At 52.5% G+C, this 25,709-nt stretch carries 39 protein-coding genes, 1 tRNA gene and 2 pseudogenes; 1 reads left to right on the top strand and 41 read right to left on the bottom strand.

The window, feature by feature from the left end; genetic code table 11:
- The 9 genes and pseudogenes from ribH to LEPIL_RS19060 all read right to left on the bottom strand — a co-directional run bounded on the left by ribH (position 1) and on the right by LEPIL_RS19060 (position 7,027).
- The gene (ribH, locus tag LEPIL_RS19105; protein ID WP_002775114.1) at positions 1-516 is read right to left on the bottom strand and encodes a 6,7-dimethyl-8-ribityllumazine synthase; all 516 of its coding nucleotides are present in this window, start codon (positions 514-516) and stop codon (positions 1-3) included.
- 11 nt (positions 517-527) lie between these two features.
- The gene (locus LEPIL_RS19100; protein ID WP_002775112.1) at positions 528-1,781 is read right to left on the bottom strand and encodes a vitamin K epoxide reductase/DsbA family protein; all 1,254 of its coding nucleotides are present in this window, start codon (positions 1,779-1,781) and stop codon (positions 528-530) included.
- A 66-nt stretch (positions 1,782-1,847) separates the two neighbouring features.
- Positions 1,848-1,921 (bottom strand) — tRNA-Val (locus LEPIL_RS19095).
- Positions 1,922-1,954: 33 nt separating this feature from the next.
- On the bottom strand, positions 1,955-3,187 hold the full coding sequence (locus LEPIL_RS19090; RefSeq protein WP_002775110.1) for a dicarboxylate/amino acid:cation symporter: 1,233 nt from the start codon (positions 3,185-3,187) through the stop codon (positions 1,955-1,957).
- A gap of 12 nt (positions 3,188-3,199) precedes the next feature.
- Complete coding sequence (locus tag LEPIL_RS19085) at positions 3,200-3,682, bottom strand: SIR2 family NAD-dependent protein deacylase (protein ID WP_052608457.1); 483 nt, start codon at positions 3,680-3,682, stop codon at positions 3,200-3,202.
- A gap of 52 nt (positions 3,683-3,734) precedes the next feature.
- A pseudogene (locus tag LEPIL_RS23135) lies at positions 3,735-4,971 on the bottom strand (IS256 family transposase).
- A gap of 94 nt (positions 4,972-5,065) precedes the next feature.
- A pseudogene (locus tag LEPIL_RS19070) lies at positions 5,066-5,326 on the bottom strand (Sir2 family NAD-dependent protein deacetylase); the annotation flags it as partial.
- Positions 5,323-5,958: a DedA family protein gene (locus LEPIL_RS19065; RefSeq protein ID WP_002775108.1), complete on the bottom strand. Its 636-nt coding sequence runs from the start codon at positions 5,956-5,958 to the stop codon at positions 5,323-5,325. The pseudogene LEPIL_RS19070 and the gene LEPIL_RS19065, both read right to left, overlap by 4 nt.
- A complete protein-coding gene (locus LEPIL_RS19060) occupies positions 5,927-7,027 on the bottom strand; it encodes a glycosyltransferase (protein WP_211208657.1) in 1,101 nt (366 codons plus the stop codon). The genes LEPIL_RS19065 and LEPIL_RS19060 overlap by 32 nt, the downstream gene beginning before the upstream one ends.
- Positions 7,028-7,436: 409 nt before the next feature.
- Here LEPIL_RS19060 and LEPIL_RS19050 point away from each other — a divergent pair, with 409 nt between their 5' ends.
- Positions 7,437-7,856, top strand: a complete 420-nt coding sequence (locus LEPIL_RS19050) for an RrF2 family transcriptional regulator (protein WP_002775102.1) — start codon at positions 7,437-7,439, stop codon at positions 7,854-7,856.
- Between the two features lie 81 nt (positions 7,857-7,937).
- Here the strand turns inward: LEPIL_RS19050 and rplQ are convergent, their stop codons facing one another.
- The 32 genes from rplQ to rpsG all read right to left on the bottom strand — a co-directional run bounded on the left by rplQ (position 7,938) and on the right by rpsG (position 25,704).
- The gene (gene rplQ, locus LEPIL_RS19045) at positions 7,938-8,483 is read right to left on the bottom strand and encodes a 50S ribosomal protein L17 (protein WP_002775101.1); all 546 of its coding nucleotides are present in this window, start codon (positions 8,481-8,483) and stop codon (positions 7,938-7,940) included.
- Between the two features lie 24 nt (positions 8,484-8,507).
- Complete coding sequence (locus tag LEPIL_RS19040) at positions 8,508-9,497, bottom strand: DNA-directed RNA polymerase subunit alpha (RefSeq protein ID WP_002775100.1); 990 nt, start codon at positions 9,495-9,497, stop codon at positions 8,508-8,510.
- A gap of 28 nt (positions 9,498-9,525) precedes the next feature.
- Positions 9,526-9,909: a 30S ribosomal protein S11 gene (gene rpsK / locus LEPIL_RS19035; RefSeq protein WP_002775099.1), complete on the bottom strand. Its 384-nt coding sequence runs from the start codon at positions 9,907-9,909 to the stop codon at positions 9,526-9,528.
- 16 nt (positions 9,910-9,925) lie between these two features.
- A complete protein-coding gene (gene rpsM, locus LEPIL_RS19030; RefSeq protein ID WP_002775098.1) occupies positions 9,926-10,303 on the bottom strand; it encodes a 30S ribosomal protein S13 in 378 nt (125 codons plus the stop codon).
- Positions 10,304-10,321: 18 nt separating this feature from the next.
- Positions 10,322-10,435 (bottom strand): 50S ribosomal protein L36, encoded by a 114-nt coding sequence (rpmJ, locus tag LEPIL_RS23130; RefSeq protein WP_002775097.1) that lies wholly within the window; start codon positions 10,433-10,435, stop codon positions 10,322-10,324.
- Between the two features lie 15 nt (positions 10,436-10,450).
- Complete coding sequence (gene infA, locus LEPIL_RS19025) at positions 10,451-10,669, bottom strand: translation initiation factor IF-1 (RefSeq protein ID WP_002775096.1); 219 nt, start codon at positions 10,667-10,669, stop codon at positions 10,451-10,453.
- Between the two features lie 61 nt (positions 10,670-10,730).
- Positions 10,731-11,279 (bottom strand): adenylate kinase, encoded by a 549-nt coding sequence (locus LEPIL_RS19020; RefSeq protein WP_002775095.1) that lies wholly within the window; start codon positions 11,277-11,279, stop codon positions 10,731-10,733.
- A gap of 11 nt (positions 11,280-11,290) precedes the next feature.
- Positions 11,291-12,664 (bottom strand): preprotein translocase subunit SecY, encoded by a 1,374-nt coding sequence (gene secY / locus LEPIL_RS19015; RefSeq protein WP_002775094.1) that lies wholly within the window; start codon positions 12,662-12,664, stop codon positions 11,291-11,293.
- A 37-nt stretch (positions 12,665-12,701) separates the two neighbouring features.
- On the bottom strand, positions 12,702-13,217 hold the full coding sequence (gene rplO / locus LEPIL_RS19010; protein ID WP_002775093.1) for a 50S ribosomal protein L15: 516 nt from the start codon (positions 13,215-13,217) through the stop codon (positions 12,702-12,704).
- Positions 13,210-13,401 carry a 50S ribosomal protein L30 gene (gene rpmD, locus LEPIL_RS19005; RefSeq protein ID WP_002775092.1) on the bottom strand — a complete coding sequence of 64 codons (192 nt, stop codon included), beginning with the start codon at positions 13,399-13,401 and terminating at the stop codon, positions 13,210-13,212. Before rpmD ends, rplO begins: the two co-directional genes overlap by 8 nt.
- A 17-nt stretch (positions 13,402-13,418) precedes the next feature.
- Positions 13,419-13,940 (bottom strand): 30S ribosomal protein S5, encoded by a 522-nt coding sequence (rpsE, locus tag LEPIL_RS19000; RefSeq protein ID WP_002775090.1) that lies wholly within the window; start codon positions 13,938-13,940, stop codon positions 13,419-13,421.
- Between the two features lie 2 nt (positions 13,941-13,942).
- Entirely contained in the window at positions 13,943-14,314 is a 372-nt protein-coding gene (gene rplR / locus LEPIL_RS18995) for a 50S ribosomal protein L18 (protein WP_002775088.1), read from the bottom strand.
- An 11-nt stretch (positions 14,315-14,325) separates the two neighbouring features.
- The gene (gene rplF / locus LEPIL_RS18990) at positions 14,326-14,880 is read right to left on the bottom strand and encodes a 50S ribosomal protein L6 (protein ID WP_002775086.1); all 555 of its coding nucleotides are present in this window, start codon (positions 14,878-14,880) and stop codon (positions 14,326-14,328) included.
- A gap of 24 nt (positions 14,881-14,904) precedes the next feature.
- On the bottom strand, positions 14,905-15,297 hold the full coding sequence (rpsH, locus tag LEPIL_RS18985) for a 30S ribosomal protein S8 (protein ID WP_002775085.1): 393 nt from the start codon (positions 15,295-15,297) through the stop codon (positions 14,905-14,907).
- 17 nt (positions 15,298-15,314) lie between these two features.
- Positions 15,315-15,500: a type Z 30S ribosomal protein S14 gene (locus LEPIL_RS23125; RefSeq protein ID WP_002775083.1), complete on the bottom strand. Its 186-nt coding sequence runs from the start codon at positions 15,498-15,500 to the stop codon at positions 15,315-15,317.
- A gap of 12 nt (positions 15,501-15,512) precedes the next feature.
- Entirely contained in the window at positions 15,513-16,055 is a 543-nt protein-coding gene (rplE, locus tag LEPIL_RS18980; protein ID WP_002775081.1) for a 50S ribosomal protein L5, read from the bottom strand.
- Positions 16,056-16,067: 12 nt separating this feature from the next.
- Positions 16,068-16,436, bottom strand: a complete 369-nt coding sequence (gene rplX, locus LEPIL_RS18975) for a 50S ribosomal protein L24 (protein ID WP_002775079.1) — start codon at positions 16,434-16,436, stop codon at positions 16,068-16,070.
- Positions 16,436-16,828 (bottom strand): 50S ribosomal protein L14, encoded by a 393-nt coding sequence (gene rplN, locus LEPIL_RS18970; protein WP_002775077.1) that lies wholly within the window; start codon positions 16,826-16,828, stop codon positions 16,436-16,438. The genes rplX and rplN overlap by 1 nt, the downstream gene beginning before the upstream one ends.
- Complete coding sequence (gene rpsQ, locus LEPIL_RS18965; protein WP_002775075.1) at positions 16,825-17,088, bottom strand: 30S ribosomal protein S17; 264 nt, start codon at positions 17,086-17,088, stop codon at positions 16,825-16,827. The genes rplN and rpsQ overlap by 4 nt, the downstream gene beginning before the upstream one ends.
- A 2-nt stretch (positions 17,089-17,090) precedes the next feature.
- Positions 17,091-17,297, bottom strand: a complete 207-nt coding sequence (rpmC, locus tag LEPIL_RS18960) for a 50S ribosomal protein L29 (RefSeq protein WP_002775073.1) — start codon at positions 17,295-17,297, stop codon at positions 17,091-17,093.
- Between the two features lies 1 nt (position 17,298).
- Complete coding sequence (gene rplP, locus LEPIL_RS18955; protein WP_002775072.1) at positions 17,299-17,712, bottom strand: 50S ribosomal protein L16; 414 nt, start codon at positions 17,710-17,712, stop codon at positions 17,299-17,301.
- Between the two features lie 3 nt (positions 17,713-17,715).
- Positions 17,716-18,393 (bottom strand): 30S ribosomal protein S3, encoded by a 678-nt coding sequence (gene rpsC, locus LEPIL_RS18950; RefSeq protein WP_002775071.1) that lies wholly within the window; start codon positions 18,391-18,393, stop codon positions 17,716-17,718.
- Between the two features lie 22 nt (positions 18,394-18,415).
- The gene (gene rplV, locus LEPIL_RS18945; protein WP_002775070.1) at positions 18,416-18,751 is read right to left on the bottom strand and encodes a 50S ribosomal protein L22; all 336 of its coding nucleotides are present in this window, start codon (positions 18,749-18,751) and stop codon (positions 18,416-18,418) included.
- 12 nt (positions 18,752-18,763) lie between these two features.
- A complete protein-coding gene (gene rpsS, locus LEPIL_RS18940) occupies positions 18,764-19,042 on the bottom strand; it encodes a 30S ribosomal protein S19 (RefSeq protein WP_002775069.1) in 279 nt (92 codons plus the stop codon).
- Between the two features lie 13 nt (positions 19,043-19,055).
- Complete coding sequence (gene rplB / locus LEPIL_RS18935; protein WP_002775068.1) at positions 19,056-19,895, bottom strand: 50S ribosomal protein L2; 840 nt, start codon at positions 19,893-19,895, stop codon at positions 19,056-19,058.
- Between the two features lie 14 nt (positions 19,896-19,909).
- On the bottom strand, positions 19,910-20,200 hold the full coding sequence (gene rplW, locus LEPIL_RS18930; protein WP_002775067.1) for a 50S ribosomal protein L23: 291 nt from the start codon (positions 20,198-20,200) through the stop codon (positions 19,910-19,912).
- 7 nt (positions 20,201-20,207) lie between these two features.
- Positions 20,208-20,834 carry a 50S ribosomal protein L4 gene (gene rplD / locus LEPIL_RS18925; protein ID WP_002775066.1) on the bottom strand — a complete coding sequence of 209 codons (627 nt, stop codon included), beginning with the start codon at positions 20,832-20,834 and terminating at the stop codon, positions 20,208-20,210.
- A complete protein-coding gene (gene rplC / locus LEPIL_RS18920; RefSeq protein WP_002775065.1) occupies positions 20,831-21,451 on the bottom strand; it encodes a 50S ribosomal protein L3 in 621 nt (206 codons plus the stop codon). Before rplC ends, rplD begins: the two co-directional genes overlap by 4 nt.
- A 3-nt stretch (positions 21,452-21,454) precedes the next feature.
- Positions 21,455-21,760, bottom strand: coding sequence for a 30S ribosomal protein S10 (rpsJ, locus tag LEPIL_RS18915; RefSeq protein WP_002775064.1), 306 nt, complete (start codon positions 21,758-21,760; stop codon positions 21,455-21,457).
- 18 nt (positions 21,761-21,778) lie between these two features.
- On the bottom strand, positions 21,779-22,981 hold the full coding sequence (gene tuf, locus LEPIL_RS18910) for an elongation factor Tu (RefSeq protein WP_002775063.1): 1,203 nt from the start codon (positions 22,979-22,981) through the stop codon (positions 21,779-21,781).
- A gap of 119 nt (positions 22,982-23,100) precedes the next feature.
- Positions 23,101-25,203 carry an elongation factor G gene (gene fusA / locus LEPIL_RS18905; protein WP_002775062.1) on the bottom strand — a complete coding sequence of 701 codons (2,103 nt, stop codon included), beginning with the start codon at positions 25,201-25,203 and terminating at the stop codon, positions 23,101-23,103.
- Positions 25,204-25,230: 27 nt separating this feature from the next.
- Positions 25,231-25,704, bottom strand: coding sequence for a 30S ribosomal protein S7 (rpsG, locus tag LEPIL_RS18900; RefSeq protein ID WP_002775061.1), 474 nt, complete (start codon positions 25,702-25,704; stop codon positions 25,231-25,233).
- Positions 25,705-25,709: the final 5 nt, after the last annotated feature.

Genomic DNA, 25,709 nt, shown 5'->3' with positions numbered 1-25,709 from the left:
TCAGGCACGGATCTTCTTGTAAAGATCTACCATCTCGATGGCCGTCAGGGCCGCTTCGTAGCCCTTGTTGCCGGCCTTAGTTCCCGCCCGTTCGATGGCCTGCTCGATCGTATCGGTCGTCAGCACTCCGAAGATGACGGGCTTGCCCGAATCATAGGCGGCCTGCGACACAAGTCGGGCTGCCTGACCGGCGACGTAGTCATAATGGTCGGTCGCTCCGCGGATCACGCAGCCGATGCAGATAACGGCGTCAAAACGGCCCGTGTCAGCCAGCTCGCGGGCCGTCGATCCCAATTCAAAGGCGCCGGGAACATAGACGACGGTAATACTCTCAGCCGGGACGCCGTGGCGCTGCAGGGCGGCGACGGCTCCGTCACGCAGGCGGAACGTGATGAACTCGTTCCACTTCGAGACGACGACGGCATGCCTCTGACCGGCGCCCGAAACGCCGCCTTCCAGAGAGGTCGGAACTCCGACCGGTCCGCTACTGAATGAATCCTGACTGGAATCCTGCATCGTCTTCTCCGTTATTTCTTCCGTGCCCGGTACTCGTCAAAGGCAGCGTTGCCTTCTTTCTCATATACGAGCGAGTCCAGAAGCTGAAAGAACCACTTGCGATCGGGAACGCCCGGTGAGAGAAGCTTGCCGTTTACGATCAGCGTCGGTGTCGAGTGGATATCGATCTTCTTCGCATCATCGATATCGCGCATCAGCTTCTGCTGTGTGGCCTGTGAAGCCATGCAGGTGCGCAACTGATTCCACGGGATGCCCGCATTTACGCTGAGGCGCTCCAGATGCTCAAGCGTGATCGGCAAACGCTGGTTCTGCAAATCGAAAACGCCATGATAAAAGCCTGCAAAGCCGGGATGATCTCCTGCACAGATCGCCGCCTGCGCTCCGTTACAACGCCAGTCTCCATAGGGCTTCTGTGGTGCGCCTGTGAGAAGCGGATTGCAGGTCGAATCAAGAGGAAAATGGCGATAGTAAACCTGAATGCGACCGGGCCAGCGCTTCATGGCTTCTTGCAGAAGCTCCGATGCATGCAGGCAATGCGGACACAGAAAATCTGCGAACTTATGCACGACGATATATCCGTTCTCAGAACCCTCGCGTGACTTCAAGCCCTGCTCATTGAATTCAACCGATTTCAAAGCGGCAAAGTCGGCCAGCATCCCTGGAACAAGAGCCTCATCGATCGGTCCGTCGACCGCCTTCGATTTCTGCGGAGCTCCCATCAGATAAAGAATTCCTGCAAGGATAAACGTAAGCAGGGCGCCTGCGACGGCCGGAGTTCCGCTTTCTTTTACGACATCTGCCATTGGCGAATTACTGCGAAAGCTCTGCAGTTTATGCGTAAGAGCAAGAACGAAAAGCGCAAGTGTGATCAGGTAGGTATAAGCACAGAGGATACACGGAACAAGGATCTGCGTGAAGTTGATGTAACCGAGAACGGCATCGACGACCAGACCGACGATCGTCGTATACAGGAGAAGCGCTGCGAGTTCGCCGCGTGGCCTGATGCTCTGAAGCAGAAAGGCGGCCGTTAAGAAGGCATAGTAAAGAAGCCCGAAAATCGCAATCGGAAACGGCCCGACCTTGGACAGAGAGCTCTGACCGAGCTCTTTGCATCCGTCCACACCGTCGATGCTACATCCGAGCGACGAGGTGCACAGATCCGAGAAGCCATGTTTGCAGAGCAGCAGCGTGGAAAGCACCACTCCGACAACGGAGACGGCGACGCCGGTATAAAGAATCAGCGGATTGGATTTTTGATCGGCCATACGACACCAAAACGACGGGAAGAGATCCTGAAAAGCAATTTACGGGGGGCTGAAAGGGAGGAGATGTGGGAGCTACTGGAGTTGAACCAGTGACCTCTTGCATGTCAAGCAAGCGCTCTAACCAGCTGAGCTAAGCCCCCGATGCGGCCAGTGTTCGTCTGCGGACCATCGTGTCAATCGTTCTTCACATCGCCTGTAAACCGGTCAAGGATGCTCGCTCCGACCGTGTCGCCAAGAACGTTTACGGCCGTACGGCATCGATCGAGGAACCAGTCGATCGACAGGATCAGAGCGATGCCCTCAAGTGGCAGACCGACGGCGCGCAAAACTATGGCCATCGTCACCAGACCTGCCTCGGGAATACCGGCAGCGCCTATTGCGGCAAGCGTCGCGGTAAGAAAGATGACGATCTGTGCCGAGAGATCGAGCTGTACCCCGAAAAGATGGGCGATAAACATGGCCGCCATCGCTTCATAAAGCGCCGTTCCATCCATATTCACGGTGGCGCCAAGCGGCAGAACAAAGCCCGTCGTCTCGGGGCTGATCTTTTCCTTTTCTTCAAGCACGCTCATCGTCAGCGGCAGAGTGGCCGAAGACGATGCCGTTGAGAAGGCCGTGCCGAGCACGGGAAAAAGATTCCAGAGAAATCGAAACGGATTCTTTCTCGCGAAGACCCAGTAGATAAGCGGAAGAATAACAAAACCGTGTATGCCCAGTCCCAGCAGAACATTGCGCACATAATAACGCAGCGCTAAAACTTCATCAAAGAAGCCTTCGCCCAGCGATGCGGTGCGGGCGGCAATCAGGCCATAGACGCCGATCGGAGCAAACACAAGGATCAGATGCACGATCGTGATGACGGCTTTCTCAAGCACTTCCATTGTACGAAAGATCGAAGCCGCTCGTTCACCCTGCATGGCAAGGGTTCCGCCAAGCAGAAGACAGAAGAGCAGCACGGGCAGGATGTCCATCTCAGAAAGCGAGCGAAAGAGGTTCGGCGTTACAAGCGACAATATGAGATCAGAATAGCCACGCGAATAGGCCTTCCCCTCCGGAGCCTGCACCGATGTTGTGTCAATCGCTCGTTCGCCGAATCCCAGCGTGTCACTGATCAATATGCCCAGGCCGACGGCGATAGCGGTCGTCGTTCCGAAATAAAGCAACGTCCAGAATCCCTTGCGGCCGAGTTTTTTTACGTCGCCGATGCGGCCCACGCCGGCGATAACCGACGTGATTATCAGAGGGAGGATAACCATTTTCAGGGAGTTCATAAAGAACGTTCCCATCCATCCCGTTGCCTCTGCAACGGCCGGCGCATGAAGGCCGACGATTATGCCGGCAATCAGGCCAAGCACGATGCCCACAGGAAGATACAGGATTCGAAGCAGATAAGGGATTCGCAGCATTTCTCTCTCCTGTTAACGAATAAGCTTACGCCAGGACGCCCATAGCTCCGGCAGCGCCGATCCGGCTTTATCAAAAAAGCTGAAGTCGGCGACGTCGCTGAATTCTGAGCGTTCCAGATTCACCTCGACGACCATCGCCCCGGAACGCCGGGCCTCGCGGGCAAGCGCAACGGGAAGGCTCACCTGACCCGAGCTGCCGATCACAAGGCAGACGTCGGCCTTCTCAAGTGCGGCACGCACGGTCTCTAAAACAATACTATCGTAGCTTTCGCCGAACCAGAGAACGGCCGGTCGTTCCACTCCACCGCATGAACAGTGCGGAGGCACCGTATCAAGATGCAGACGTTCGCATTCTCTACCGCATTCTGTGCACCTTACGCGCCAGATCGAGCCGTGTATCTCGACGATGTTCTCGTTGCCGGCACGACGATGCAGCCCGTCGACGTTCTGTGTGACCAGTAAAAAACTGCCGATTTCACGAAAATGCCGTTCCATGACTATGTCCCAGTGATAGTTAGACTTTGAGGCGGGACCCACTGAATGCATCCTATGCCGAGATCCGCTCGTCAATCTTTTTATCCAGGAAGCTGTTTAAGAACTCATGGATATGAGTGTATGACCGCACCTTACGGAATTGTTCCTCCTGTGATAGCAGGAGACTGCCGACCCATCGGAGCACCTGGTCTGTCTGAGGCCTTGACCGTTTAACCCGGTTAAGCTGAGATCTGGGATTCGAGAATGCCGAATCGATCAGATTGGTTGTGTAAAAGGATGTTCTCAATTTCGGCGGCATATTGATGCGATGCAGCGTTAACAGTGCCTCTAAACCCTCCTGAAGACTCTGAGAGGCACTGTAGCTGATGGATTCGAGCCATGATAGAACGGACCGCATCTCGCTTGCGACATCTTCGTAACTGTTAGCGCTGAATGCCTGCTTGTATCTCTTGCAGAATTCTGCATGATACTTCCGTGGGAGCTTGGCAAGAACATTTCTCTGTTTATGAAGGTAGCAGAGTTGGATCTCTGCCTTCTTTCCGAAGAACTCTCTGGCCGCTTTTTCAAGAGCCTTTGATCCATCCATGACGACAAGCACACGATCTGTGAAGCGGATATCACGGCTCTCGATTGATTGAAGGACACTGAGTGCGCTATCAGCATTCTCTGTAGACCCCTCAGAAATGCCCAGAAAATGCTTGTTTCCGGCCGTATCGACCCCGAGAGCAACGATTACGACAGAGCCGCCGAATACGATGCCATCAAGAACAATACACCAGAATGTCTGATCAGGAAACCTGCGTGAATTCAAATGATTGAGCGACTCACGGCTGGACTTCACAAACTCCCGCGAAACCGCACTCCGCGAAAGGCCGAGAGAGGCTTCTGTCTTTCTCAGCGTCTTTTCATAGTTCCGGGTGCTGATGCCCGCCAGCCATCAGGCGCTCAACATGCTCGCGAAGATCAGAGCGATCCTGAAGGATCTCATATCGCTCCAGCTTCACCTCCTTGCCGTTACGTCGAGCTCTGGGCTTCTGGATGGCCACCCTTTCTCCATCGAGCACAATGGAACCTCGCTGGCTGCCGCCTCGATGAGCAAATCCACGGCCTCTCTTATGCTCCCCTGTCTTGCCGCATAACGTTTCGATTTCTTCGAGAATCAAAGCTCCTACGTAGCCGAGTGCAAATTCGCGCACACGGGAATCGAGGCTGGTTCGAATATAATCCCGAAACTCATCGGCCGCCAGGCTTTGTGTTTGACTGTTTTCTGCCCGTTCGTTCTTCTTCACTTGGAACCCTCCGTAAGGGAATGTGGTTGTTCGGCCCATTTTGGGCCAGGGTTCCGCCTTTTCAAACTCTAACTAAATTCGGGACATAATCCCGTTCCATCTCGACCAGCGTTTGATGCGCGGCGTTAGGCTCAGCCTGCCGACATATCTCGCGTCGCATCTCATACCATTCCCATACAAGCTGCGGGTCCTTGCGAAAGGCCGAAGGAGTGGCCAGATCTTCAGCCCTGTAGTTGCGCCAGAGGCCTCCTTCTCCGCGAAAAGTGGGGATGCCGCTCTCGGCCGAGATGCCCGCTCCCGTGATCACGACGACATGCCGAAATTCTGCGAAGCGCTCTGGAAGAGGCACTATCATGCAGACCTCCGTCGCCACCAGCGCATTATAAAAAAGGCAACGACAAGTACGATCAACGATCCAACGGCGACGTTATAAAGCTGAAGCCACTCCAGCATTTTGCGCCAGTTTTCGGCAAGCAGACGCCCGCCGGTTAACAGAAGCGTGTTCCAGATCAAGACGCCAAGCGAGAAGCATACGGTGAATAGAAGTGGATTCATCTTCGAAAGGCCGGCGACGATGCTCACAAAAAAACGAATGCCCGCCGAAAACCGCGAAACGACGACAAACCAGGCGCCCCACTTCAGAAACCATTGCTGCGTCCGCTGCATGTGTTCTTCTGAGACGAAGTCAGAGAGCATGCGCTGCATGATGCCCGGCTTTAACCGAGCATGAAGGGATCGAGCCAGATGCAGAACCTTTTCCCCGGCAAGATACATGATCCATGCACCGGCAAGACTACCAGTTCCCGTGCTCAGCAGAGCTGCTGGCAAACTGACGGCACCGTGCGCTGAAAGAAAGCCTGCGAAGACGATGAAGGTATCGCCCGGCCACGGCGGAAATAAATTCTCAAGAAGGGCGGCGAAGAAAAAAAAGGCATGCAGACCGGCAGCAGGAAGGTCAGAAATCAGATTCAGGATTTCGTCGGCCATGAATCTCTTCTTCTATGATTCGCCTCAATCCGGCAAGCACATCAATGGATTTCAACTCGGCGACACGGCGTCTCTGCCCGTCAATCATGAGCGATCTGAGACGCTGATCGGTCAGTATCCGCCCCGCCACCTGCGCCACCCACTTCACATCCGGAACGGTAAACCCGATCCCCGCTCCACCGAGCACCTCGGCAACCGAGCTATCGGCCGAACAGTAAGCAAGCACGGGAACATCAGAAGCCATCGCCTCAACAAGCGGCACACCAAATCCCTCATGCTGCGAGAGGCTCATATAAAGCGAGGCTCGGCTATAAATTGCAGCCAGCTCCTGATCGCTTACGAAACCGGCCCAGCTAACATGCTCGCCAAGCTGCAGATCAGCCGATAGCTTCTGTAAATACTGACCATAGCGATCGGTCTCGGAGCGAAAGGACCCGGCAACGATCAGCCTGCTACGCACGGACTTACGCAAAGCAGCGAAGGCTTCCAGCAACCGATCGATTCCTTTGTTTGGAGCGATCCGACCCACAAAAAGCACGATTGGAGTGTCTTCGGCTAACCATCCCTTCCATTTCCCGTCGCCCGCCGGCGGCTTGATCAAAGGGGCGGAGCTTCGCTCCCTGGACAGGGGATACGGCAGCACGGTTACGTTCGCAAATCCAACGGTTCGAAGTTCGGCCGCACTGAATTCAGAGAGCGCAACAGAACGCAGTTTCAGGCCGGCAAGGCGATGCAACTGATCACGACCGAGCTGCATGCGCGAGGCAGCACGAAAATCCCAGGGAAGATAATAGCCCGGCGGAGTTATATTATGGTAAATCAGCAGCGGCCGCACGCCTGGCATTAGAAAGTTCTCAAGATAAAGCAGGCCGACACTGTGATGATAGATGATGAAGTCGTCAGGGTCGGGCGTATAAGTCGAAAGATGCCCTACACGATGAATCCCCGAAATCGTTTCGGCGTAAACCCGAGTAGACCGAAAGATACCCGTATCCTTTAAGTAGCGATTCAGAGAAAACACGTAGTTTGTGACGGCGTCCCCGTGAGCCACGCCTGCCGTTATCTGCACCAGCCTCATCGTACTCGTTTCTCTCCGCTCTGGCCGGTTCTCTCCATCCAGATTTGCTCCAGAAGCAGAAAATATGCCGTCTTACGATTGGCGTCGAACTTTTCGTGCAGAAAGACGAGCAATCCGTAAATAAATCTGACCATTTGACGAACTATGCGCGGCAAAAATCTAAATCGCTTTCCGACCAGAAAGGGAGAACGAACAGGTATTTCGAACAGTGATCCAGTTCGAAGAAGATCAGCAGCGCTATTTTCATGCCTATCAGGCTGCGCTCCTTTCAGCTCCGGCAGCATTCGGATGATCTCAGGGGTGGCCAGGACGTTTTTTTTCTTTCTGATCGTTCTCATTTAGGCCGTCTAATTATTGTTGAAACCCTGCCGAACAGGGAAAACTAACACCTGTAAAAAAGATGAAGATTACCAGTAAAGGACGATATGGCCTCAAAATAATGCTCGAGCTTTCAGCGCCTGAAGCTCGCAGCAGATTACTGAAAAGCCGTGAAATTGCAGAGAATCAGAATATTCCGCTTAAATACCTTGAGCAGATTATCAACATTCTGAAAAAACGCGGCCTTGTCATCAGCGTGCGCGGTGCTGAAGGCGGCTATAGAATTGCGCGCGACCCGCAGGAGATTACCGTCTTCCAGATCCTCACCGCCCTTGAGGGGGATCTTTCCATCCTTGATAAGAACTCGGACCTGAACGAGGGCTATCGAGCGCTTTTCTGGACCGATATCGATAATCGAATCAAAGAAATGCTCGATATCAATCTTCTGGATTTCTTAAACCAGAGTCGATCCATCCAGGATTCACTCATGTACTACATCTGAGTAAAAAAAAAGCGGCTTAACGCCGCTCTTTTTCCGTTTCCATGAAGGATGCTTTATCGCCCGGGTATGTTCGAATCCGGTTCAACCCTTCGCTTCTTCTTCTTTTTTACCAAGTTTGAAGCGATGATACCATTTCTCGTCACGACTCTTGGAGCCTGAGCTCTTTCTTTCGCGGCCTTCGGAGCTTCCTGCATCCGGATTTGCCTGCGCCTTCAGTAGCTTCCGCGGAGTGCGGCGTTCAGTTCTACGATCCACCAGCTCGACGATCGCCATAGGTGCGGCGTCACTGTTACGCTCAGGCAGGTGAATAATCCGCAGATACCCGCCATTTCGCTCGCGAAACCGCGGTGCAATGTCAGAAAACAGCTTTACTACGATATCGCGCTCTTTGATCGAACGAAGAACTTCACGTTTATTATGCAGCACTTGCTCGGGCGTGATTCCTTCTACAAGGTTCTTCTTCGCACGCGTAATCATCTTTTCGGCAAACGGCCGGATGTATTTCGCTTTGGCGCGCGTGGTTACGATCTGCTCATGCTGGAAAAGCGACGTGAGCATGTTGTTCACCATAGCCTTTCTGTGCGAATGCAGTCGATTCAGTTTCTTTGTTGTATTTCCCTTCTTCATAAAACCCGTTCCGATCGTTCCTGATCAATAGTCACGCTGCATGAAAAGCTCACGCATTCCAAACTCAAGGCTCATTTCAGCCAGCTTTTGCTTGATTTCGGCAAGACACTCTTCAGAATAATGCCGTGATTTCTGGAACTCTTCTTCGTTCTTACGAACAAGGTCCATGACGAACTCGATCTCCAGGCTTTTCAGCATAGAAAGCGATCTTACCGAAAGCTCAAGCTCTTCAACGTTCTTCTCAAGATTGGTCTTGAGAGTGTCTTCCATCTCGGGCTGTTCGTCTTCTTCCTCTTCGGGAAGCTCTTCAAAATTAATAAATACAGAAAGGTGATCTTTCAGAATCTTTGCGGCCTGCGACAGAGCGTCTTCGGGAGTAATACTTCCGTCAGTCCAGATCTCCATCGTCAGTTTCTCGTAGTCCGTGCGCTGACCGACTCGAGTTTCCGTCACCTGAAAGTTCACACGCTTGACAGGCGAGAACAGCGCATCGACGGCAATGGTGCCGATTTCATCAATGCTCTTTTTCAAGATCTCAGCTGCAAGGTAGCCCCGACCCCGCTCGAACTGAATATCCATCACAAGATTTGCGTCTTCATTGAGAGTGGCGATCTGCAATTCCGGATTGAGGATTTGAATCGACGAATCCACAGCCAGATCAGATGCCTTGAGGACTCCGGCGCCTTTTTTCTCAATATGAATAATACGAGGCTCGTCGCGAACCTCGGCATCATAGCTCGCACGCACCTGCTTGAGGTTCAGAATGATTCGGGTAACGTCTTCAACGACGCCTTCGATAGTGGCGAATTCATGCTCAACGCCTTCGATTCGAACTGCCGTGATCGCCGTACCTTCGATCGACGACATGAGCGTACGACGCAGCGAGTTTCCGATCGTAGTTCCGAAGCCGCGCTCAAAGGGCTCAGCGATGAATTTTCCATATCCCGGCTCGTTTGCCAGAGTCTGGTATTCGACCTGCTTCGGTCGCTTGAATCCTTTTAACAGGCTCTTCATGATTCCCTCTTTAGGCTAACAGGATATATCAAACTCGTCGACGCTTGCGCGGACGACATCCGTTGTGAGGAAGCGGAGTGATATCGCGAATCTGACGAATCCGAATTCCTTCGTTGGCTATGGCACGAATCGCCGATTCACGCCCGATTCCAGGGCCCTTAACAAGAACATCAACCTCACGCAGACCGAAGTCTCGCGTTTTCTCGGCCGCATCACGGGCCGCCATCTGCGCAGCGTAAGGAGTCGACTTACGCGATCCCTTGAAGTTCAGATGTCCGGCGCTCGACCATGCAATCACGTTGCCGGTATCGTCGGTTACCGTAATAATAGTATTGTTGAATGTAGCGTTAATGTAAACACGTCCACTCGGAACGCTGCGTTTTTCTTTTTTTCTGACCGGTGCCTTCGCCATATCTCATCTACCCGTATTATTTCGTTGCCTTTTTCTTGTTCGGAACGGTTTTGCGTCCACCTTTGCGTGTGCGCGAATTCGTCTTGGTTCGCTGACCGCGAACCGGCAGGCCCATACGATGACGCAGGCCTCGGTAGCATCCGATATCCATCAGACGCTTAACGTTAAGGTTGACTTCGGTTCGAAGATCGCCCTCTACACGAAAGTTTTCAGAAATGTAGTTACGAATCTGTCCGACCTGCTGATCATCAAGATCTCGCACACGAATCGATTCTTCTATTCCGGCTGCCTTCAAAATCTCACGTGCACGCGTGTCGCCAATGCCGTAAATATATGTCAGACCGATTACGATCCTTTTGTCTTTGGGTAAGTCTACGCCCGAAATCCTTGCCATCTCAATACTCCTGAACTATCACCGCTGCCGCTGTTTGTGTTTCGGATTCTTGCAGATGACCCGCACTACGCCCTTTCGGCGAATCAGCCGGCACTCGCTGCAAATCTTCTTTACGGACACACGCACTTTCATAATTTCAATCCGTCGTTATTTTTTTCTATACGTAATCCTACCCCGGGTCAGATCGTAGGGTGATAATTCCACCGTCACACGATCTCCAGGCAGGATCCTGATATAATGCATTCTCATCTTTCCTGAAATATGGGCGAGAACCTTATGCCCATTGTCCAGCTCCACACGAAACATCGCGTTCGGAAGGGGCTCTATCACCTTACCTTCGACTTCTATCGCCTCTTCTTTCGCCATATTCGCCCGCACTCCTCAAGGGAGTTACCAAGAAAAAAGTACCATCGACACCGTCAAGTCTTCAGACATTCAGTGCTCCGAGGATTCTCTCAGTAATCGCCGATAGCTCACCCAGCCCGTTTACTTCTTTCAAAAGGCCTTTGTTCCGGTAAAAATCAATCAGCGGCTTCGTCTGATCATTGTAGTTTTTAATCCGATTGCGGATCACCGGCTCCGTATCATCCGATCGCCCTTCTTTCACCGCTCGATCGAGAAGACGCTGAATCACCTCTTCATCGGGAACGGCCAGATTCACCGCATGATCGATCTTACGTCCCATTTTCTGCAGCATCGCATCAAGCGCCTCGGCCTGAGGAGTCGTTCTCGGGAACCCATCAAGCAGAAATCCTTTCTCGCAATCCGCTTCCCTGATGCGCTCTTCGACGATACCGATCACAACAGAATCAGGAACCAGCTCTCCGGCATCGATGAACTTCTTGGCTTCGAGCCCGAGAGAGGTTCCGCCTTTAATGGCCGCTCGCAGAATATCGCCTGTTGAGATCTGCGGAATCCCGAATTTCTCAATCAGGATCTTCGCCTGCGTGCCTTTGCCCGCTCCGGGCGGGCCCATAAAGATTAAATTCACTTGACCCTACCTTTCAGCTTACCCTTTTTCATGAAACCCTGATAGTTTCGCATGATAAGCTGAGCCTCAATCTGTTTCAGAGTATCCAGCGCCACACCAACAATAATCATCAGCGAAGTTCCGCCGAAGGTGTACGCAAGGCCCTGGATGTTCTGATTGGCCTTCAAATCCATCAGATTGATGATAAAGTAGGGAGCCAGTGCAAGGCCCGCCAGGAAGACCGCTCCCGGCAGAATGATGCGATTCAAGGTCTTCTCAACATACTCTTTCGTATTGGCGCCTGGACGAATTCCAGGGATGAATCCGCCATACTTTTTGAGGTTTTCTGCGAGCTCGCTTGGATTGATGTAAATCGCAGTATAGAAATATGCGAAGAAGATGATGAGAACCGTGTAGATAAAATAATACGGAAGCTGCTTCACAAAAGACGGAGCGAACGGATCGAGCCATACCTGCATCTGCTGCGCGAGCCAGCTTACCGTCGTTTGCCCCGACCCGTCGCCGGCAAGCATGCCAAGAACGGTCTGAGGAAAGAGCAATAACGACGAGGCGAAGATAATGGGCATTACACTCGCTGAATTCAACTTAAAGGAAAGGCTCTGGCTCTGGGCCTGCACCATACGCCGGCCCTGCATCTTTTTGCCGTATTGCAGAGGGATTTTGCGCACACCCTGCGTCAGTATCACGGTCAGCGCTATCAGAAGTATAAAGACAATTCCCAGAATCAGAATATCAAACGGCTTAATTGAATCATCCCGAATCATATCCATTATGTTCTTCGGAAGCCGCGCAATAATACCGGCAAAGATGATCAACGAGGCCCCATTACCGATTCCTCGTTCCGTAATCTGTTCGCCCAGCCACATAAGTATCAATGTGCCCGTAGTAATCGTGACCACGCCGGTCGAATAAAATAGGGCGCGACTCATTTCCGCGGATACAAGCGGTTTTCCAGTTCTACTCGTTTGCTCGACTGCCCATATCAAAATGAACATCGCCTGAACGGCGCAGAGCACGACCGTGCCCATTCGAGTATACTGGTTGATCTTGCGCCGACCCGCCTCCCCTTCACGCTGCAGACGAGCCATCTGCGGAATGATTACCGTAAGAAGGCTCATAATGATCGACGAAGAGATATAGGGCATGATGCCCAGAGAAAATATGGAAAGTTTGAAAAGCGCTCCGCCCGAGAACACATCCACTACGTCAAGGATGGACTGACCCTGGGGCTTCGCTTCTGCCACCGCGATCGGGTTCACGCCCGGAATTGTGATAAAGGATCCAAGTCGAAACAGCAGCAGAACTGCTACTGTGAATAGGAGCTTCTTTCTTAATTCCGGGATGCGTAAAATATTCGCGACTGCACTCATGGTCTTTCCAGTTTCTCTGTGTAAATGACTCGGTAAATTACTCGGCGCCGATGAGCTTCACTTCACCGCCGGCCTTCTTGATCTTTTCGATGGCCTCGGATGAAGCAGCATGTACGGTCAGGACGACCTTGCTCGAGATTTCACCATGGCCGAGAACCTTTACAGGCACATCCGTGCGACGGATAATCTTCTTCTCTTTGAGCTGCTCAAGCGTCACCTCGCCGGAAATTCCGTGCTTGGCCAGCAACCAGAGGTTGACAAGCTGGAACTCCTGCTTGAAGATATTCGTAAAACCACGCTTCGGAACACGCTTATACAGTGGATTCTGACCACCTTCAAAGCCTGCTTTGTGGCTGTAGCCGGTACGGGCCTTCTGACCCTTATGTCCACGTCCCGATGTCTTTCCCGACCCGGTAGCATGACCCCGACCAACTCGCTTGCGCTTCTTTTTGGTGCCCGGAACCGGAGAAAGCTGCGTATGTTCGACACGACGCTTCTTTACACTACGCTTTTTCTCGGGCATTACGCTGGTAAGATCTAATGAATCAGCCATTGACTTCCTCGACTTTCAACATGTAAGATACCTTGCGGATCATACCTGCGACTGCCGGATTCGATGCGTCGAGAATGTTCGTTCTCCACATCTTGCGCAGTCCCAGTGCTCGCACGGTTGCCCGATGATCAGGCTTTTTGCCGATCGGGCTTTCGATTAATGTTACTTTTACTTTACCGGCCATCTTCGCTACCTCAGCGGTCAGTCCATCTTGCCAAAGAGCTGGGCAAGGGGGATGCCACGCTTTCTTGTTGAATGCAGCGGCGTTTCCAGCTGCTTCAGAGCTTCAATCGTTGCACGCACTACGTTCAGCGGGTTCTTGGAGCCCACAACCTTCGTCAGAACGTCGTGAACGCCTGCAGTTTCGAGCACCGCTTTCACGGACTCACCGGCGATCACTCCGGTACCGGCAGTGGCCGGGCGAAGGATCACACGGGTCGCCTTGAACCGACCTTCTACGTCGTGCGGGATAGTATTTCTACGAGTCAGGGGAACGGTTTCGAGATTTGCTCGTGCCGAATCCATTGCCTTACGAATGGCGTCGGGAACTTCATTGGCCTTGCCGAGGCCAACTCCGACCTTACCGTTCAGATTTCCTACTACGGCAAGCGTGTTAAAAGAGAAGCGACGGCCACCCTTTACAACCTTTGAAACACGATTGATCTTTACGACCCTCTCAACGGAGAGATCGGTTTTCTGCTGCTCAACTGAAGGCTTTCTCATAATTAAAACTCCAATCCCGCCTCGCGGGCTTTGTCGGCAAAATCAGCGACCTTACCGTGATACAGACGCCCTCGACGGTCAAAGAGCACCTTTGTAATGCCCTTCTCTTTTGCACGAGCGGCGATGACCTCGCCCAACTTACGAGCAGCTTCTCGGTTCTTCGCGCTACCTTTCACTTCAGCAGCGAAGGACTTTTCGAAGGTGCTTGCCTGGCAGAGCGTTTTTCCCGTCGCATCATCGACGATCTGCGCCATCAGGTAGCGATTGGTTTTCTTAAGCAGCAGGCGCTTGCGCTCGCCATCGGAGCGAAGTGCAAACTTCACCCGACGCATACGTCGCTCCAGCCTGTGTCGTTTCAGCGATAGACGATCCATATATTATACCCTTACTTTTTGCCGCCCTTTCCGGACTTGCCGGCTTTACCGGCCTTACGACGAACTACTTCATCGGCGTAACGTACACCTTTACCTTTGTAGGGCTCGGGCGGACGGAACGAACGAATCTCTGAGGCAACCTGACCGAGGCGCTGCTTGTCGATGCTCTTGAGCTCGATTTTGGTCTGCTCCACCTTCGCTTCAATGTCAGAAGGCAGGTCATAATTTACATCATGCGAGTATCCGAGCGACAGCACGAGCTGCTTACCCTTCAGAGCTACACGATAACCGACACCAACCAGCTCAAGATTCTTTACCCAGCCGGCGCTGACGCCTTTGACATGATTGTTCAGAAGCGCTCTCGTCAGTCCGTGCAGCGCACGCTGCTCCTTCGAATCATCGGAGCGCTTTACCTGCACAGTGTCGCCTTCTCTCTCAATAGAGATACCGGCAGGCACCGGGAAACTGATCTGACCGAGCGGCCCTTTGACCAGCGCCTCAGCGCCTTTCACTTCCAGCTCCACCTTTGCAGGCATCTGGACGGGAGCATTACCAATTCTGGACATCTTCTCTTCCTCTACCTTACCGTATCACCATACTCTGAGCAGGATCTCGCCGCCGACACCGAGGCGCTTCGCCTGACGACCGGTCGTAACCCCTCTGGAGGTCGATACAATAGAAATACCCATGTTGTTTTTGGTCGCACGCAGATCGTCTCTGGTGACATAGATACGACGACCCGGAGTGGACACACGCTCAATCGAACGGATGACCGGCTTCTTCTCGAAGTACTTCAGCGTTACGGCGATATCGCTTTTGTTGCCTTCTTTCTTGACTTCGAAATCGGCGACGAATCCTTCACGCTTCAGAATGGCGAGAATCTCTTCTTTAATCTTGGAGTACTGGAAACCTACCGTTGCATGTTTTGCACGCGAGGCATTCCGAATACGAGTCAGCATATCTGCTATAGGATCATTGATCATAACATTAACTCCGAAGCTTACCAGGAAGACTTAAACACACCGGGAATCTCACCCAGTCCGGCGCGTTTGCGGAAGCAAATACGGCACATACCAAATCTCCGGAGGTATCCCCGGGGTCTACCACAAAGCGGGCATCGGTTATGCGCCCGTACAGCGAATTTAGGCTTGCGATTTGCCTTCTCCAGCGAAGCTTTTCTGGCCATTTTCTACTCCAATCAGTCCTTTCTGAACGGAAAACCGAGGGTTTCCAGAAGCAGTCTCGCTTCTTCGTTCGTCTTAGCCGTCGTTGTGACGGTGATATTCATGCCGTGATACCGGTCGACTTTATCGACATCGATCTCCGGGAAGATGATTTGCTCTTTAATGGAGAAGTTATAGTTACCCCGTCCATCAAATCCAGAAGGCTTGATCCCGCGAAAGTCACGCACGCGAGGAAGAGCGATTCTGGTGAGCTTGTATAAGAATTCCCACATACGCTCATTACGAAGCGTTACCATGCAGCCGAGGCTCATCCCCTGGCGGATCTTGAAGTTAGCGATCGACTTGCGCGCCAGAGTTTTTACCGGACGCTGACCTGTAACCAGGGCGATCTCTTCAAGTGCCGATTCAAGGGCCTTCGGGTTTGTAGGTGCTTCGCCGATTCCAATATTGAGAACAACTTTCTCAATGCGCGGAATCTGCATGGCCGACTTGTACTGAAACTTCTCTTTCAGCGCCGGAACACAATCCTTCTGATAAACTTCTTTCAATGCTACCATAGCGTTCTACCGTCAGATTTCCTTGCCGCCCGGACGCGTCACCCGCACCTTCTTGCCGCCTTTCATCTCGTATCCGATGCGCACGCCTTTCTTCGCCTTCGCGTCATAGAACATGACGTTCGAAATATGCATCGGAGCTTCGATCTCAACCTGTCCGCCCTGAGGGTTTTCCTGAGAAGGACGAACATAGCGTTTCAGCTTGTTAACACCCTGAACATATACTCTATCGCGCAGGCGATCGATGTACAGGATCTTGCCGCGCTTACCTTTTTCTTTGCCGGCGATGACGATTACCTCGTCTTCGGCCTTCAGCGCTGTACGGCTGTAGCGCTTGCGATTAAACTCAGTATGTGAGAGCTTGCTGATCTGTTTCTTGTCCATCACAGAACCTCAGGAGCCAGCGAGACGATCTTTTTGAAATCACGATCGCGCAATTCACGGGCGACCGGTCCAAAGATACGCGTTCCTCGCGGATTCATCTTTTCATCAATAATAGCACAGGCATTCTCGTCGAATTTGATCGTGCTGCCATCGGGTCGCTTGATCTCTTTCTTCGTGCGCACAACGACGGCCTTCTGAACCGCTTTGTTATGCACTTTCTTGCCCCGATTATCCTTAAGGCCGTATTCGGGGACGGAATCCTTCACCGCCACAACGATGATGTCGCCAACGGAAGCATACCGCTTGCGAGTTCCACCCAGCACCCGAATACACATGACCTTGCGGGCGCCCGTATTATCGGCGACCTGAAGCATGGTCTGTACCTGAATCATATCTGTCCTCTCTGGATAATCTTAAAGAGACGATGACGCTTCTGCCGGGACAGAGGCCGGGTTTCGACGGCCTGCACGATGTCGTCCTTCTTCGATTCGTTTCTTTCGTCGTGAATTTTCAGACGGCGAGATACCTTTACAATCTTCCGGAACTTCGGATGCGTATAGAAGGTCTCAAGCAGGATGACTCTGGTTTTATCCATGGCATCCGATACGACTCGCCCCTGTACAATTCTCAGGTTTTTATTGCGCTCTTTCATACTCAATTACTCCCCTTCCGGTTACGTTCATGCAGAAGGGTCAGAATTCTCGAAATATCTTTCTTTGCCTTTCTCACCCGGGCCGGATTTGTGATCGTGCGTGTGATTCCGAATTGAAATCGCGCCTCTCGCAGCTCCGTTCTCAGGGACTCCAGCTGATTCTGCAGATCTGCGCTGGAAAGATCTTTCATTTTTACTTTCGTTGCCATCTTAGATCAGCTCCTTCTTCACCATCACGGTATGAAGCGGAAGTTTATGAGCTGCCAGTCGGAACGCTTCCTTCGCCAGCTCTTCGGGGATGCCGCTGAGCTCGAACAGTACACGGCCCGGACGAATCACTGCTACCCAGTATTCAGGCGAACCTTTACCGGAACCCATTCGAGTTTCCGCAGGCTTCTTGGTGATCGGCTGATCCGGGAAGATGCGAATCCACATCTTTCCACCACGTTTAATATGCCGTGTCATCGTACGACGAGCGGACTCGATCTGACGGGCAGTCAGTCGGCCCGATGTTATTGCTTTCAGTCCGTATTCGCCAAAGGATACCTTGCTTCCCCGCTGGGAAAGACCCTTCAGACGACCACGCTGACGCTTACGAAATTTTACGCGTTTTGGGCTGAGCATGACTTACCTCGACTTTCTCCGATTATCGCGCTGTCCTTGCTGCGTCTCTTCTTCGGTAACAATGGCGTCGCCGTTATAAACCCAGACTTTAACACCGATGATTCCATAAGTAGTCTTTGCTTCGCTCAGAGCGAAATCAATTCGACCACGAAGCGTATGCAGCGGAATCCGCCCTTCTTTGTACTGCTCACGACGGGACATGTCGGCTCCGTTCAGACGACCCGACACGGCGATTTTAACGCCTTCAACGCCGCCTCGCATAGCGCCTCGAAGAGCCTGCTTCATCGCACGTCGAAAAGGCATACGCTGCTCGAGCTGCTGCGCAATGCTGTCAGCGATCGTTTTCGCAACGGTTTCGGGCTTTTTGATCTCTACGATCGAGAGATTAATCGGCGCGGAAACCATGCCCTTCAGCTGTGCCTTTACTTCTTCAATCGTCGCCCCTTTCGGACCGATGACCATACCAGGACGAACGGTTTCGATAACGACGTTGATTTTCTCAGGATAACGGTGCACATTGATGCGAACGATACCGGCCTTCTTGTATCGCTTCTTCAGCATCTCTTTAATTTTGATATCTTCATGCAGGAAGGCACGATATTTCTCACTGGCAAACCAGATGGAATCCCAGGTTCTGTTAATGCCCAACCGCAGGCCGATCGGATTGACTTTTTGACCCATTGTTCTCTATTCCCGCCTACGCTTATTCGTCACCAATCACAACGGTAATGTTGCTGGTTTTCTTCAACCGACGCATAGCGCGGCCTCTTGCTCTCGGTCGGAACCGCTTCAACGTCGGCCCCTGGTCTACATATACCTTCTTCACGAACATCCGATCTTCCTTAACCCCGGTAGAGTTATTCAGAAGATTGGCCTTCGCCGACTGGATGGCCTTCTCGAGGAAACGAGCGCCTTTCTTCGGCATGAACTGCAAGATATTGAGGGCTTCATCCACAGGAAAACCGCGGACTTCATCGGCCACCAGTCTAACCTTGCGAGGACTGATCATGAGAAATCGGCTAACAGCTTTTGCTTCCATCATTATCCTGCCTTACTTCTTGACCTTTTTGTCCAGGCTCGTGTGGCCTCGAAAATGTCTCGTAGGGGCGAATTCACCCAGCTTGTGACCTACCATATTCTCGTTCACATATACCGGGATAAACGCTTTCCCGTTATGCACGAGCATGGTGTGCCCGATCATATCAGGAAAAATCGTCGACCGCCGCGACCATGTCTTGATAGGCTTCTTCGCACCTTCCGTGTTCATTTTCAGAACACGGGACATGAGCGATTCCTGTACATAAGGGCCCTTTTTAATCGATCTTGCCATATACTACTTCCGCTTACTTAATCCGCTTATTCACACGACGCTGCACGATGAACTTGCTCGTCGGGTTCTTCTTCTTCCGTGTTTTGTAGCCTTTGGTCGGCTGTCCCCACGGAGTGCACGGGTGACGACCACCCGAGGTCTTACCTTCACCACCACCATGAGGGTGGTCAACCGGGTTCATCACAACACCACGTACGTGGGGGCGAATCCCCTTCCAGCGACTACGACCGGCTTTGCCGCTGCTTACAAGGATGTGATCCTTGGCGCCAACTTCACCGACCGTCGCATAGCACTCTTTGAAAATCTTGCGAAGTTCACCTGAGGGCAGCTTCACGAGAATATAATTGCCATCGCTACCTGCGATCACCGCAGCGGCACCGGCCGAGCGACAGATCTGTGCACCTTTGCCCGGCGACATCTCGACGTTATGCACCGTTGATCCGGGGGGAATCTGTCGGAGCGGCAGAGAATTGCCTGCTCGAATCGGAGCCTTTTCGCCAGCAAGCACGGAATCTCCCTTTTTCAGGGTATTCGGAGCAAGAATATACCTATATTCCCCGTCAGCATACTTGAGCAGCGCGATATTCGCCGTGCGATTAGGGTCATACTGGATTGAGTCGACAACGGCCGGAATATCACGCTTATCTCGTTTAAAATCGATAATGCGATACTTGCGCTTATGACGACCACCTTTCCGACGGACGGAAATACGACCCGAGTTGTTGCGACCCGCTTTGTAGTTCAGCGTATCGAGCAAACTCTTTCTCGGCTCCACTTTGTCGAGATCGGTATTGATCATCAGACTCTGGTAGCGAGTAGTGCTGGTATAGGGCTTCAGTTTTCTAACGGGCATGGTTTTTTACCGTCTTATTTCGTAAGATCAATCGTTTTACCCGGTTCGAGCGTAACGATGGCCTTCTTAAATCCCGACTTTCGGGTATGCGAATTCCGGAAACGTCGCAACTTCGACGCCGTATTGATAATATTCACTTTCAGAACACTCACGTTATAAATCTTGTGAATGGCCTGCTTCACAAGCTCCTTGTTCGCATCCTTGCGGATCTTGAACACGATCACCTGTCCGGCTTTGCTCTGTGCCTTCAACGCCTCAGTCTTCTCAGTGACGTATGGCATGATGAGTACCTGATTCAAATCCATGGTTCCCTCATTTGAACGAAGCCGAAACGGCATCGAACGCTTCACTGGTCATTACCAGTGCCGAATTATGATACAGTTCAGGGGCCTGAAGGCGCTTTGCGTTCATCGCCTGAACCAGTTGAATATTCCTCACCGACGGCTCTACGAACTGATCCCCATCAGCGAATACAAAGCACACCGTCTCGGACGGTAGAATGTTCGCCTTCTTCAAGATCTCGTATGCTACCTTTGTGGAGTAATCCTCCAGCTTCAGTCCATCGATGACGAAAAGAGAATTCAGGTTCGCTTTATGAGCGAGGATATGCTTGAGGCCGTTCTTGCGTTTCGCACGCGGAATCTCTTTCGAGTAGTCTCGCGGCTGCGGTCCATGAGCGACTCCACCACCACGAAACTGAGGGTTCCGCGTTGATCCCTGGCGGGCCGAGCCTGTTCCCTTCTGACGCCACGGCTTTTTTCCACCACCGGAGACCATAGCCTTGGTTTTCGTGGAATGCGTTCCCTGACGACGGTTGTTTCGCTCGATCTCTACCACCTCGTGAATCAGAGGGAAAGAGATTTCCTTTACGGCAAGCTCTGCGGGCAGGTCTTTTTCAGCACCACGAGCTCCGCTTTTATCGATTACAATATATTTCATTTCAGCACCTCGATGCTCAGCACAGACTTTCGAGGACCTGGCACGGCGCCATTCACGAACAGAAGCTGATTTGCTTCGTCGATTCCGACGATCTTCAGATTACGCACAGTAATCTGCTTCGCACCCGTTTGACCGGGCAGCTTCTTCCCTTTAATAACCTTTCCAGGATCGGTGCCCGGCCCCATAGAGCCCGGAGCACGGTGGAATTTCGAGCCGTGAGTCATACGTCCACCGCCGAAGCCGTGGCGCTTCACAACGCCCTGAAATCCCTTTCCTTTACTCTGCCCGACAACCTTTACGATCTCTCCGGCTTGAAAGATGGACACGGACAGCTGCTGGCCCGGCTGCACTTCACCCGAGAATTCACGGTACTCTTTCAGGTGCTTGAAGGCACCAAGCCCCGATTTCTTCAGATGATTCAGCTCTGCCTTCGACAGGAGTTTCTCCCGTGTTTCACCGAAGGCTATCTGAACGGCGCTATAGCCGTCTTTATCCGCCGTCTTAACGGCAGCCACATAACATGGGCCACAGGAAAGCACCGTTACCGGAACCTGCTTTCCGTTTTCATCGAACACTCGGGTCATACCGAGCTTCTGGGCCAGCATTCCTTTCGACATGGATCAGCTCCTGATATCCACACTGACACCGGCAGGCAGTTGCAGCTTCATCAGCGCCTCTACCGTATCCGGATTCGTATCCATAATATCTATCAAACGCTTATGAGTTCGGAGTTCGAACTGTTCACGTGACTTTTTATTCACGTGAACAGAACGAAGAATCGTAAACTTCTCAATGGACGTGGGCAGAGGAATCGGCCCAGAAATCCTGGCGCCGGTTCTCTTTGCAGTGGCCACAATCTCAGCCGTGGATCGATCGATCAACTTGTGATCGAAAGCCTTCAGCTTAACCCTGATACGCTGGACCATTCCTCAAACCTCGATTCCTTACTCTACAATCTCAGCAACGACGCCGGACCCTACGGTACGACCACCTTCACGGATGGCGAACTTCAGACCTTTGTCCATAGCGATGGGAGTGATAAGCTCAACGTCAACAGTGACGTTGTCGCCCGGGATCACAACTTCTTTGCCAGCCGGCAGCATGATAGTGCCGGTAACGTCCGTTGTGCGGAAGTAGAACTGAGGACGGTAGTTGTTCTGGAACGGAGTGTGGCGGCCACCCTCTTCTTTTTTCAGAACATAGACCTCGGCCTTGAACTTGCGGTGCGGAGTAATCGTCCCCGGCTTGGCAAGAACCTGACCACGCTCAATCTCTTCTTTCTTCGTTCCACGAAGCAGGGCGCCGATATTGTCGCCAGCCTGAGCGAAGTCGAGTTGCTTGCGGAACATTTCAATTCCAGTCACAACGCTTTTCGCCGTATCGCGAACACCGACGATTTCAACTTCGTCAGATACGTTCAGCTTGCCGGTTTCAACACGGCCCGTAGCAACCGTTCCACGACCGGTGATCGAGAACACGTCTTCGACCGGCATGAGGAATGCTTTGTCAACGTCGCGCTTCGGCTCGGGAACATACGTATCGAGAGTTTCAACCAGCTTCATGATGGCAGGCTCACCAAGTTCGGACTGATCGCCTTCAAGGGCCTTCAGTGCAGAACCCTGAACGAACGGAGTCTCACGCGGGAAGCCATACTTCTCGAGAAGGTCACGAATTTCTTCAGCAACCAGCTCGGTCATTTCTTCGCGCTCGTCCGGCTTCAGAACGTCAACTTTGTTCAGGAAGACAACGATGTACGGAACACCGACCTGACGGGCGAGCAGGATATGCTCACGAGTCTGCGGCATCGGACCGTCAACAGCGGAGCAAACGAGAATCGCTGCATCCATCTGAGCGGCGCCGGTGATCATGTTTTTTACATAGTCAGCGTGACCGGGGCAGTCTACGTGTGCGTAGTGACGGTTATCAGATTCGTATTCCTGGTGAGACGTTGCAATGGTAATACCACGCTCTCTCTCTTCCGGAGCGTTATCGATTTCGTCATATTTAACAGCCTTGTTCTTACCGCCCTTGGCTTTGGCCAGAACGGTGGTGATGGCGGCCGTCAGAGTCGTCTTGCCGTGGTCGACGTGACCGATAGTCCCGACGTTCACGTGCGGCTTCGAACGATCGAATTTTTCCTTAGCCATAACCTTATACCTTCTTAAATTTTTAGAACCGAAAATCGTGAGATTGCTACATTTTTAAAAAAGGGTACCCTGTCCAGTGCAAATCCGAACAGTGGCCCCAATTTTTCAAAAAGCTGCGATTAAACCGACGCCTTTGCCGCAATCTCGTTGGCAATATTGGACGGAACCTGCTCATAATGCTTGAATTGCATCGTATAAGCGGCACGCCCCTGTGTTGAACTCCGCAGATCGGTCGCATAACCGAACATTTCAGAGAGCGGAACTTCAGCTTTAACAACCCTGGCGTTTCCACGCTGATCCATGGACTGGATACGGCCACGACGACGGTTCAGGTCGCCCACGACGTCACCCATATAGTCTTCCGGAGTTACAACTTCGACGTCCATGATCGGCTCGAGCAGGACCGGAGAGGCCTTTTTACAGGCGTCCTTGAATCCCATCGATCCGGCGATCTTGAATGCCATCTCGTTCGAGTCCACGTCATGGTAGGAACCGTCATATACTTCGACCTTGATGTCGACGACGGGGAACCCGGCCATTACGCCGCTCTGCATCGCTTCCTGAATACCTTTATCAATGGCAGGAACATACTCCCGGGGAATCACACCGCCGACGATGGCGTTCACGAACTGGTAGCCCTTTCCAGGCTCGTTCGGGAACACACGCAGGCAACAGTGACCGTATTGACCACGACCGCCCGTCTGCTTGATGTATTTCGATTCCACATCGGCCGTCTTCGAGATCGTTTCCCGGTAGGCAACCTGCGGTTTACCGACGTTTGCCTCAACCTTGAACTCTCGCTTCAGACGGTCGACGATGATCTCCAGGTGAAGCTCACCCATACCGGCGATGATCGTCTGACCGGTTTCCTGATCCGTCTTCACACGGAAGGTCGGATCCTCTTCGGAAAGCTTCATCAGAGCCGTTCCAAGCTTCTCCTGGTCGGCTTTCGTCAGCGGCTCAATGGCCAGCTCGATTACCGGATCAGGGAAATTCATAGATTCAAGAATAATCGCTTTGTTCTCTTCGCAGAGCGTATCGCCCGTAGTCGTGTCTTTCAGACCGACGGCAGCGGCAATATCACCGGCGTAGACGATATCGATCTCTTCGCGGTTGTTGGCGTGCATCTGCAGAATACGGCCGATGCGCTCCTTTTTGCCTTTCGTCGAGTTATAGACGTAGCTACCTTTGGTAACGGTTCCGGAGTAAACGCGGAAGAATGTCAGCTTACCAACAAAGGGGTCGGTCATGATCTTGAAGGCAAGAGCCGAGAACGGCTCATCGTCACCTGCGTGACGCTCCATCGCCTTCTCAGGGTCTTCAGGATCTGTCCCTTTGATCGCCTCGATATCGAGCGGCGAAGGCAGGTAATCGACAACGGCGTCGAGCATCGGCTGAACGCCTTTGTTTTTGAAAGACGTTCCGCAGACGATCGGGAACATCTTCATGTTCAGGGTTCCGATACGAATGCACTTCTTCAGCTCTTCAACGGTGATTTCACCGCTTTCAAGATATTTCTCCATCAGAGCGTCGTCGTTTTCGACGGCCGACTCGATCAGCTTCGTGCGGTATTCTTCGGCCTTCGCTTTCAGGTCGTCAGGGATCTCGCGATACTCGAACTTCGCTCCGAGTTCTTCGCCAGACCAGATGATGGCACGATTATTTACGAGATCGACCATACCGATAAAATCGGCCTCGGCGCCGATCGGCAGCTGCAGCGGAACGCCGTTTGCGCCAAGACGCTCGCGAATGGTATCGACGCAATAATAGAAGTTTGCGCCCATACGATCGAGCTTGTTGATATAGCAGATGCGGGGAACGCCATAGCGGTCAGCCTGACGCCATACCGTTTCTGTCTGCGGCTCAACGCCGGCAACGCCGTCATAAACGGCTACGGCGCCGTCAAGAACGCGCAGAGAACGTTCCACCTCAACCGTGAAGTCTACGTGGCCCGGAGTGTCGATGATGTTGATACGATGCGGATCAAGATGCTTGTCGGAGCCGTTCCAGAACGTAGTCGTGGCGGCCGACGTAATCGTAATACCGCGCTCGCGCTCCTGCTCCATCCAGTCCATCTCGGCGGCGCCTTCGTGCACCTCTCCGATCTTGTAGGTCTTTCCGGTATAATAGAGGATGCGTTCGGTCGTTGTCGTTTTTCCGGCATCGATGTGGGCCATGATGCCGATGTTTCGCGTCCTCTGAAGAGGGATCTGACGTGCCATATAATTTCCTGTTCCTTATTCCCTGAATCACCAGCGATAGTGACTGAAAGCGCGGTTCGCTTCGGCCATCTTGCGCGTGTCTTCGCGTTTCTTCACAGATCCGCCTGTGTCGTTTTTCGCATCCATGAACTCTGCTGCGAGCTTCTCGGCCATGGAACGACCTTTACGCTCACGTGCGTAGCGAACGAGCCAGCGGATCGCCAGAGTCTGACGGCGCTCCACAGAGACCTCAATAGGCACCTGATACGTCACACCGCCGACCCGTCGTGATTTCACTTCAAGGGCGGGCTTCACGTTTTCCATGGCAGCTCGCATCACTTCGATGCCTTCGTCGCCGGTCTTGCTTTTGATGATTTCCATAGCGTCATAGAACACGCGCTCTGCGGTGGTCTTTTTACCATCGCGCATCATGTAGTTGATGAAAGCTGTTACCATCGTATCGCTGTAAACCGCATCGGGTTGCAGCGGACGCTTTTTAACTGCTGTTGTACGTCTTGACATCTTCT

The sequence above is a fragment of the Leptonema illini DSM 21528 genome (assembly GCF_000243335.1).
Taxonomy (GTDB): Bacteria; Spirochaetota; Leptospiria; order Leptospirales; family Leptonemataceae; genus Leptonema; species Leptonema illini.
This window is presented reverse-complemented; position numbering and strand designations above follow the sequence as displayed.